7 protein-coding genes and 1 pseudogene are annotated in these 9,615 nt (G+C 67.1%); 4 read left to right on the forward strand and 4 right to left on the reverse strand.

Going from position 1 to position 9,615, the window contains the following annotated elements:
- Positions 1-338: 338 nt before the first annotated feature.
- Positions 339-521, forward strand: a pseudogene (locus M3149_RS22125) (HNH endonuclease); the annotation flags it as partial.
- 33 nt (positions 522-554) lie between these two features.
- On the opposite strand, the gene M3149_RS22130 reads toward M3149_RS22125, so the two are convergent.
- From M3149_RS22130 to M3149_RS22140, 3 genes are read right to left on the reverse strand one after another with little or no spacing between them, the layout of a single operon-like run.
- Positions 555-1,937 carry an alpha/beta fold hydrolase gene (locus M3149_RS22130; protein WP_251711531.1) on the reverse strand — a complete coding sequence of 461 codons (1,383 nt, stop codon included), beginning with the start codon at positions 1,935-1,937 and terminating at the stop codon, positions 555-557.
- Between the two features lie 57 nt (positions 1,938-1,994).
- Positions 1,995-3,110 carry an acyl-CoA dehydrogenase family protein gene (locus M3149_RS22135; protein ID WP_251711532.1) on the reverse strand — a complete coding sequence of 372 codons (1,116 nt, stop codon included), beginning with the start codon at positions 3,108-3,110 and terminating at the stop codon, positions 1,995-1,997.
- A gap of 13 nt (positions 3,111-3,123) precedes the next feature.
- Complete coding sequence (locus M3149_RS22140) at positions 3,124-4,305, reverse strand: acyl-CoA dehydrogenase family protein (RefSeq protein ID WP_251711533.1); 1,182 nt, start codon at positions 4,303-4,305, stop codon at positions 3,124-3,126.
- 137 nt (positions 4,306-4,442) lie between these two features.
- On the opposite strand from M3149_RS22140, the gene purN reads away from it, so the two are divergent.
- A complete protein-coding gene (purN, locus tag M3149_RS22145; RefSeq protein ID WP_251711534.1) occupies positions 4,443-5,039 on the forward strand; it encodes a phosphoribosylglycinamide formyltransferase in 597 nt (198 codons plus the stop codon).
- A 6-nt stretch (positions 5,040-5,045) separates the two neighbouring features.
- Here purN and M3149_RS22150 read toward each other — a convergent pair whose 3' ends face one another.
- On the reverse strand, positions 5,046-6,665 hold the full coding sequence (locus tag M3149_RS22150) for a peptide chain release factor 3 (RefSeq protein ID WP_251711535.1): 1,620 nt from the start codon (positions 6,663-6,665) through the stop codon (positions 5,046-5,048).
- 49 nt (positions 6,666-6,714) lie between these two features.
- On the opposite strand from M3149_RS22150, the gene M3149_RS22155 reads away from it, so the two are divergent.
- Together M3149_RS22155 and M3149_RS22160 are read left to right on the forward strand one after the other, a co-directional pair.
- Positions 6,715-7,983, forward strand: coding sequence for an RsmB/NOP family class I SAM-dependent RNA methyltransferase (locus tag M3149_RS22155; protein ID WP_251711536.1), 1,269 nt, complete (start codon positions 6,715-6,717; stop codon positions 7,981-7,983).
- 167 nt (positions 7,984-8,150) lie between these two features.
- Positions 8,151-9,377, forward strand: a complete 1,227-nt coding sequence (locus tag M3149_RS22160) for a DesA family fatty acid desaturase (protein WP_251711537.1) — start codon at positions 8,151-8,153, stop codon at positions 9,375-9,377.
- Positions 9,378-9,615: the final 238 nt, after the last annotated feature.

Genomic DNA, 9,615 nt, shown 5'->3' on the forward strand with positions numbered 1-9,615 from the left:
CGAATGGTTGCTCGAACGCGCTTGCCAAGCTTGATGTATAGCTCGACCGCCCGAATCCTGTCTTGATACGAATACATGAACTACCTCCTGGTAGTCCAAGTTTTTGTCCGCATCTCCCCCGGGTCAGCTTTGCGTGGAAATCAACACGTCAGCGCGTCCGGCGCATCAATCGCGATGTGGACGACGGTGTTGGCGGTTTCCGGGCGATGCATGCACCCAGTCTAACAGTAAACTAGTAGATAGCAATAACTATTGGTGCGGCGGTTTGATTCGACACGTCTGGGGCAGCCTCCTGGGGCGTAAGCCCCCAACTGGTAAAGTTTGGACCATGGGTGGAATGCAAGTCGTGCAACCACCGCAAGGGCAACAAGACACCCGAGCAGGCCCACATGCCCTTGCTTTACGCGCCCTATGTGCCCAGCCTGTGGGAAGACTTCATCCTGCGCAACCGCCGCATCCTGGCGGACCAGATGGAGTTCCTGATGGCGCACCTGCCGAAGACCTCGCGGCTGCACGCCTGAGGACGCGCCGGCCGCCGCCTGCGCGGTACCGCGTCAGTACGTCAGCTCCAGCAACACCAACCGGTTCTCGCCGGTCGGCCAGCTGCGCCCCACGAGCTTCTCGCCATTGAACTCGGCCGCCACGGTGCGCACGCCGGGTTCCTTGATCAGCAGTTTCGCGCTGGACAAGCCCGCACCGCCGGGCCCCACACCGGGCGGTGGCTTGCCGTCGAGCGACATGCGGTCGCGCGCCAGGTCGAAGTAGCCCCGGGGGCGGGTGAGCGTGACCACCGAGGCGGCGGCCTTGTCGGCCTCGGCCAGGCGCTCGGCGCGCAGGTGGATCAAGCCACTGCTGCGCGGGAACGGGCTGCGGTAGATGTGCGTGGTGGCATAGCCTGGCGCGCTGACCACGAACTCCAGTGGTGCGCCGGCCGGCGCGGTGAAAGGGCCCCAGCGGCCATCCGCTGCGACCGCCTTGCGGTGCAGGGCAGCGCCGCGGCGCTCGCCGGTGGCAGGGTCGACGGCGTACACCTCGACCTGCGCGCCGGGCAGCGGCAGGTTGTTGGCGTAATTGCCCGTCGCGGGATCGGTGGGCGTGAGGCCCAGGCCCGTGACCTTGCCGTCCAGCACGACCGGGCCCGCCGCCACCGGTTGGCTCGCTTGCGGCGCGCGGCCGGTGATGAAGCGGTACGTGGCCTCGAAGGCGGCCGGTGAGAAAGAGGTCTCGCGGTGGTCCACCCGTGGCAGCACCACGTTGGTGGCGCCCTTGAGCGCCGGGCCGTCGAAGCCGACGTTGGTGGCCGTGCCGCGCGCACCGATCCACAGCCCATCGGGCTGGGCGAACTTGTCGTTGTTGTCCGAGCGGATCGTCATCCACTTCACCGGGCCGGTCACCTCGTCGCCGGCAGCGTTCTTGGGTGCGTTGAGCGCGGTGAGGAAAGGGCCGGTGCCCGAGAACTCGTTGCCTTCGCGAAAGCCCTTGATGGCCCACACGCCGTGGTTGGGCGTGCCGCCCAGGATGGCATGGCTCACAGCCTGCGCCCCGCCACCGTTCTGCACGTAGTTGCGCACCGCATTGCCGCCGCGTGAGTTGGCCACCAGCACCACCTGCTTCGCGCCGGTGCGTTGCAGCACGCGTTCCACCTCGGCCTTCAGATAGGCCATGTGCTCGGCGGTGGAGGTGCGCCCGGGCTGTGCCTTCGTGTCGTCGTCGCGCGCCAGCGGGTAGGGCAGGTCGATGGCGTGCAGGCGCTCGCGCGGCCAGCCGTTCGACTCGAATCGCCACACGGTGGTCTGCCAGATCGAGGCCGAGTCGCCGTTGCCGTGCACGAAGACCACGGGCGGGTGATCGGTGCTGCCGCCCCCCGGCAGTTGCGCGCAGGCGCCCAACAGGGCTGTGGTGGCGAGCAAGGACAGGACGAGGCGGCGCTGGATCATGCGATGGCTCCTTCGAAAACGACGCGGCCCGCAGAAAGCGGGCCGCCGGGGAGGGTGTCAGGCAAAGACGCCTGCGGTGTCTTGCATCCGGGTCGACACCTCGCCCAGGTGGTGCAGGGTGTCACCGAATGCCATTTCCAGTTGGGTGAGCTTCTTGAAGTAGTGGCTCACGATGTACTCGTCGGTCACGCCGATGCCGCCGTGCAGCTGCACCGCTTGCTGGCCGACGAAGCGCATCGACTGGCCGAGCTGCACCTTCGCGCGCGCCATTGCCATGCGGCGTTCCTCGGCCGGCGCGTTGAGCTTGAGGCTGGCGTAGTAGCTCATCGAGCGCGCGAGCTCGAGCTGCATCTTCATGTCGGCCGCGCGGTGGCGCAGCGCCTGGAAGGTGGCGATGGGCACACCAAACTGCTTGCGCGTGTTCATGTACTCGGCGGTGACGAGCAATGCCTTGTCCATCACGCCCACAGCCTCGGCGCACGCCGCGGCGATGCCGATGTCCACCGCGTGCTCCAGCGCGGTCTGGCCGTTGGCACTCACCAGCATGGCGGGCGCGTTGTCCAGCGTCAGGTCGCCAGCGCGGCTGCCGTCCTGCGTGAGGTGGCCGGAGGTCTTGACGCCAGCGGCGCCGGCCTCCACCAGGAACAGCGCCGGTTTGCCGTTGGCGACCGCGGGCACGAGGAAGGCGTCGGCCCGGTCGGCCGCGGCCACCAGGTGCTTGTGCCCGCTGACGTGCCAGCCACCGCCCGCGCTGTTCGCGGTGGTGGCCAGACGGTCCAGGCGGTAGCGCGCGCCGCGCTCCTGCAGCGCCAGCACCACGAGCGCCTCGCCACTGGCGATCTTCGGCAGCCAGGCGGACTTCACGTCGTCGCCACCGTAGGCGCCAATCACGCCGCTGGCAATCAGCGTCTGGGCCAGTGGCTCCAGCACGATGCCGCCGCCCAGCGCTTCCATCACCACCATGCCTTCCACCGGGCCCATGCCGAGGCCGCCATGGGCTTCGTCGATGTACAGGCCCGCCAGGCCGAGTTCGGCCAGTTCGCCGTAGGCGCCGCGGTCGAAGCCGCCGGCCTCGACGATCGCGCGCCGACGCTCGAAGGTGTAGCCCTTTTCAACCCACTTCTGCACCGCATCGCGCAGCGCCACCTGGTCGTCGGAAAAATCGAAGTCCATGTGTATCTCCTGATCAGCCGAGCACGGTCTGCGCGACGATGTTGCGCTGCACCTCGTTGGAGCCGCCGTAGATGGTGGTCTTGCGCATGTTGAAGTAGGTGGACGCCAGCGGCGCGTTGGCCACCACGCCGCCCGGGAAATCGCCCTGCCAGCCGGCTTCCATCGCCTCGTGGATGAAGGGCAGGCTGAAGGGGCCGGCCGCGAGCATCATGAGTTCGCTGTAGCGCTGCTGGATCTCGCTGCCGCGGATCTTGAGCAGGCCGGCGATGTCCAGTGAGTTCTTGCCCGTCTTCTCGGCCGAGAGCACGCGCAGCACCAGCATTTCCAGCGCCACGATGTCCACTTCGAGCAGGGCGATCTGGTCGCGGAAGCGCACGTCGTCCCACACGCCTTCGGTGCGCGCGATGCGCTTCAAGCGCTCGAGCTCGCGCTTGGCGCGGTTGACGTCGGCGATGTTGGTGCGCTCGTGGCTGAGCAGATGCTTGGCGTAGGTCCAGCCCTTGTTTTCCTCGCCGATCAGGTTCTCGGCCGGCACCTCGACGTTGTCGAAGAACACTTCGTTGACCTCGAACTCGCCATCGAGCAGCTTGATCGGGCGCACCGTGACGCCCTTGGATTTCATGTCCAGCAGCAGGAAGGAGATGCCCGTCTGCGGCTTGCCCTCGGTGCTGGTGCGCACGAGATTGAACATCCAGTCGCCGTACTGGCCGAGCGTGGTCCAGGTCTTCTGGCCATTGACGATGTACTTGTCCCCCTTGCGCTCGGCACGGGTCTTGAGGCTGGCCAGGTCCGAGCCCGAGCCCGGTTCGCTGTAACCCTGGCTCCACCACACCTCGCCGCTGGCGATGCCGGGCAGGAAGCGCTCCTGCTGCTCCTTGTTGCCGAAGGCCATGATGACCGGCGCCACCATCACCGGGCCGAAGGGCACGATGCGTGGCGCGCCGGCGAGCGCGCATTCCTCTTCGAACAGGTGCTTTTGCACCGCGCTCCAGCCAGGGCCGCCGAACTGTTTGGGCCAGCCATAGCCAAGCCAGCCTTTCTTGCCCAGGATCTTTGCCCAGCGCTGCATGTCCTCGCGAGACAGGCGCAGGGCGTTGTGCACCTTCTGGCTGATGTCGGCAGGGAGGTTGTCGCGCACCCAGGCGCGGATCTCGTCGCGAAACGCCTGTTCCTCAGGCGTGAAGGCCAGGTCCATGTTGTCTCCTTGGCTTGCCCGCGGCATTGCGGGCGGGGTGTTGCACTGCGGCGCAGTTTCGCACGACCGTTCGTTTTTGTGCTGTCCACGCGGTGACAAGCCGAGTGCGCCGGCAGGTCTCATTACACTCCCGCCCCATGTCAGCGCTGCCCGCCCGCCCCATCGTCATTCTCATCTCGGGCAGCGGCTCGAACATGACCGCGCTGGTCGAAGCCTCACGCCAGCGCCGCTGGGCTCAGCGCTTCGGGGCCGGTGTGGTGGCGGTGATCAGCAACCGGCCCGACGCCGTCGGCCTGGGCTGGGCGCGCGAGCAAGGCATCGCCACGGCGGTGATCGACCACAAACAGCACGCCGACCGGGAGACCTTCGACGCGGCGCTCATGCAGGCCATTGACGCGCACCGCCCGGCGCTCGTGCTGTTGGCGGGCTTCATGCGCATCCTCACGCCCGGCTTCGTGCGGCACTACGAAGGGCGGCTGATCAACATCCACCCCAGCCTGCTGCCGGCCTTTGCGGGGCTGAAAACGCATCAGCGCGCCATCGAGGCCGGTTGCCGGTTTGCCGGCGCCACGGTGCACCGTGTGACGAGCGAGCTCGACCACGGCGAGTACCTGGAACAGGCGGTGGTGCCAGTGCTGCCCGGCGACACTGCCGAGGCGCTGGCCGCGCGCGTGCTCAGCCAGGAACACATGATCTACCCGCTCGCGGTGGAGCGGCTGCTCGCGGCGGGCTGAGCGGCTTTACATCGATTTCGCAAACACCAGGCCCGCGTGCTCGCGCATCGCGTGGAACTTGATCTTCGGCCAGTTGGCCTCGACCGCGCGCAGCGTGGCCAGGTGATCGAGTAGCACGGTCGGCGCGTCCACGGCGTCCAGGGCCACCCGGTGCGCGTTGGCGTCGATGAATCGCTTGAGCTCCTGCTCACCGCCGTCTTCGGGCGCGCAGGTGACCCAGCGCGCCACGTTGTACGAGCTGCCCGTGATGCGCGCCTTCACGCCGTATTCGTGCTCCAGGCGGTGCGCCACCACCTCGAACTGCAGTTGCCCCACGGCGCCGAGCAGCAGCACGCTGCCCGCCACCGGGCGGAACACCTGAATCGCGCCTTCTTCGCCGAGCTGGGTGAGGCCGGCGCGCAGCTGCTTGCTGCGCAGCGGGTCGGCAACCTCCACGCTGCGGATGATCTCGGGCGCGAAGAAGGGCAGGCCGGTGTATTGCAGCGTCTCGCCTTCGGTGAGCGTGTCGCCCAGCTGCAGCACGCCGTGGTTGGGGATGCCGATGATGTCGCCCGCGAAGGCCTCGTCGAGCAGCTCGCGGCGCTGTGAGAGAAAGCTCACCACCGTGTTGGGCCGCAACTCTTTGCCGCTGCGCACCACCTTGAGTTTCATGCCGCGCTCGAAGTGGCCGCTGGCCACGCGCACGAAGGCGATGCGGTCGCGGTGCGCCGGGTCCATGTTGGCCTGGATCTTGAACACCACGCCGCTGAACTTGCGCTCCTGCGGCTCCACCGTGCGCTGCATGGCCGCGCGCGGACCGGGCGGCGGCGCCAGGTCCACCAGCGCGTCGAGCACCTCGCGCACGCCGAAGTTGTTGACCGCCGAGCCAAAGAGCATCGGTGTCTGCTGACCTTGCAGGAAGGCCTGTTCGTCGAAGGCGGGCGAGGCGCCGGCCACCAGTTCGAGTTCGTCCTTTGCCTGCGCAAACTCACTGCCGAAGCGTTGCGCGGTCTCGGGGTTGTCCAGCCCCTCGAGCACTTCCTCGTCGCCACCGCGCTTGTCCTCGCCCGCCGCGAACACGCGCATGCGCTCGGCGCGGCGGTCATACACGCCGCGGAAGGTCTTGCCCATGCCCACCGGCCAGGTGAAGGGCACCACCGTCATGCCGAGTTCGCGCTCGATCTCGTCCATCAGGTCCAGGGGCGGCTGCACCTCGCGGTCCAGCTTGTTGATGAAGGTGATGATGGGCGTGTTGCGTGCGCGGCAGACCTGCAGCAGCCGTCGCGTCTGCGGTTCCACGCCGTTGGCGGCGTCGATCACCATCAGCGCCGCGTCCACCGCGGTGAGCACACGGTAGGTGTCTTCCGAGAAATCCTGGTGGCCGGGTGTGTCCAGCAGGTTGATGACGCAATCGCGATACTCCATCTGCATCACGCTCGATGCGACCGAGATGCCGCGCTGCTTCTCGATCTCCATCCAGTCGGAGGTGGCGTGGCGCGCGGCCTTGCGCGCCTTCACGCTGCCCGCGATGTTGATGGCGCCCGAGAACAGCAGCAGCTTCTCGGTGAGGGTGGTCTTGCCCGCGTCGGGGTGGGAAATGATGGCGAAGGTGCGCCGGCGGCGCACCTGGTCTTGAATCTCGGACATAACCCGCGATTATCGAGCCCCGGGCTCGCCGGGCTGGGACAATGCGCCCATGCACCCCAAAGCCCTCCTCGACGAATGCAGCACGCTCATGGAAGCGGTGTTCCGCTTCGACCACCCGGCCGACGCCGTGGTGGCCCGCTATTTCCGCGAACACAAGTCCTTCGGGCCGCGTGAGCGCGCCACCTTGTCCGACACCGTGTTCGCGGCGCTGCGCGAGCGCCTGAAGTTCGAGTGGCTGGCGCGCTCGGGCAGCGGCTCCAAGTGGCGTCGGCTGGCCATCCTGGGATTTCCGGGTGACCGCGACTTCCTCAAGAGCGCCCTGAGCGAGCCCGAGAAGGTCTGGCTGGACGCCACAGCGAAGGTGCGCGAGGACGAATGGCTGGCGCCGCACCGCCACAACCTGCCCGACTGGCTGGCCGACGCCTTGCGCGCGCAGGTGGGTGATCAGTTCGACGCGCTGGCCGCGAGCCTGCTGCAACCCGCCCCCCTGGACCTGCGGGTGAACGCACTCAAGACCAAGCGCGAGGCAGCACTGGCCGCACTGAAAGCCGCTGGCGTCACGGCGGAACCGACACCGTATTCGCCATTGGGCCTGCGGTTGCAGGGCAAGCCCGCGCTGGCCAAGGTGCCGGCGTTCGCGAACGGCGAGGTCGAGGTGCAGGACGAAGGCTCGCAACTGCTGGCCCTGCTGCTCGACGCCAAGCGTGGGGAGATGGTGGTCGATTTCTGCGCCGGGGCGGGCGGCAAGACGCTGGCCATCGGCGCGGCCATGCGCAACAGCGGCCGCCTCTACGCCTTCGACACCTCGGCCCATCGGCTGGATGCGCTCAAGCCGCGGCTGGCCCGCAGCGGTCTGTCCAATGTGCACCCGGTGGCCATCGCACACGAGCGCGACGAGCGCATCAAGCGACTGGCCGGCAAGATCGACCGCGTGCTGGTGGACGCTCCGTGCTCGGGGCTGGGCACCCTGCGCCGCAGTCCCGACCTGAAATGGCGCCAGACGCCGCAGACGGTGGCGGCGCAGGCGGAACTGCAACAGGCCATCCTGAGCAGCGCGGCGCGCCTGCTCAAGCCCGGCGGGCGGCTGGTCTACGCGACCTGCAGCTTGCTGCGCGAGGAGAACGAGGCGATCGCCGAGGTCTTCCTGGCCGCGCACCCGGCGTTCGAGCCTGAGCCGGTGGTCGACATCCTCCATGGCCTTCGGGTGGAACAGGCCAGCGATCTGTGTACCGGCATCGGTGGTCAATTCCTGCGCTTGTGGCCTCATCGGCACCGAACGGACGGCTTTTTTGCTGCCGTCTGGCGGAAAAAGGCTTGATCGGCGTCAATTGACCCTGAACTTCCAGCCAGTTCGAGGTCACATAGAGGCCAAAAGACTTGGTGGTGGAGGCCCCCCCACCTAAAATCGAGGCACTGTCGCCCGCCTGCCCCGGGCGCACGGGTTTTTCTGCATCCTGTTTTTCGGGCAGTCCTGATTGGACCTTGATGATTCCTTCCGACACCGGATTCCTGTCTGCCTTCGTGGATGGCGCCGTCGACTTCCTGAGCAATGGCCTCACCGGGTTCACCTGGTGGCAAGTGCTCATCGTGGCGCTGGTGCTGACGCACATCACGATCGCCAGCGTGACCATCTACCTGCACCGCCATTCCGCACACCGCTCGCTCGACCTGCACCCGATCGCAGCGCACTTCTTCCGCTTCTGGCTCTGGATGACCACCGGCATGGTCACCAAGGAGTGGACGGCCATCCACCGCAAGCACCACGCCAAGTGCGAGCACGAGGGCGACCCGCACAGCCCGCACATCTTCGGTATCAAGAAGGTGTTCTACGAGGGCGCCGAGCTCTATCGCGCCGAGGCCAAGAACACCGAGACGCTGGAGCGTTACGGCCACAACACCCCCAATGACTGGATCGAGCGCAACGTCTACACCCGGCACTCGGCGCTGGGCGTGAGCCTGATGCTCATCATCAACGTGCTGCTGTTCGGCGCGCTGGGCCTGGCGGTCTGGGCGCTGCAGATGGCCTGGATTCCCATCACGGCCGCCGGCATCATCAACGGCATTGGCCACTGGTGGGGCTACCGCAACTTCGAGGCCGCCGACGCCAGCACCAACGTCTCGCCCTGGGGCATCCTCATCGGCGGCGAGGAACTGCACAACAACCACCACACCTACCCGACCTCGGCCAAGCTGTCGGTCAAGCCCTACGAGTTCGACATCGGCTGGATGTACATCCGCATGCTCGAATCGGCCGGACTGGCCACGGTCAAGAAGGTGCCGCCCAAGCTGGCGTTTGGTGACGTGAAACCCGTGGCCGACGAAAAGACGCTGGAGGCGATCATCGCCAACCGCTATGAGGTCATGGCCGGCTATGCGCGCGAGATGCGCGAAGCCTGCAAGGCCGAGATTGCCACGCTCAAGGCGCGACAGGCCGATGCCTCGGTGCTCAAGGCCGCCAAGCGTTGGCTGCATCGCGACGACGACAAAGTGCCCACGGCGGTGAAGCCCCAGCTGGCGCAGGTGCGTGCCGAGCACCCGGTGCTCGACAAGATGGTCACCATGCGCGAAGAACTGCGTGCGCTGTGGTCGAGCACGAACGCGACCCGCGAGCAGCTGGCTGTTGACCTGCAGGCCTGGTGCCGCCGGGCCGAAGAAAGCGGTATCGCCGCGTTGCGCGACTTCTCGATCCGTCTGCGCTCTGCACATGCTTGACCACCCCCGCGCCGCGCCTGCAGCGCGTCACCCCCTCAAGGGGGCGGCGTCGACGGACCGGGAAACCCGGATCCGTGACACCCTGGAATGAAAAAACCCGCTGTTCTCACACTAGCCGTTCGACTAAGGAGTTGACGGTCTAGGCCTTCAGCCAGGTTGATTCAAAGCCCCGTCCTGCTCTTGCAGGGCGGGGCTTTCTTCTTTCTGGGGGACCACCTGGGCGCGGGGCTGGAAGTAC

The organism is Hydrogenophaga intermedia (assembly GCF_023715105.1).
Taxonomy (GTDB): Bacteria; Pseudomonadota; Gammaproteobacteria; order Burkholderiales; family Burkholderiaceae_C; genus Hydrogenophaga; species Hydrogenophaga intermedia_A.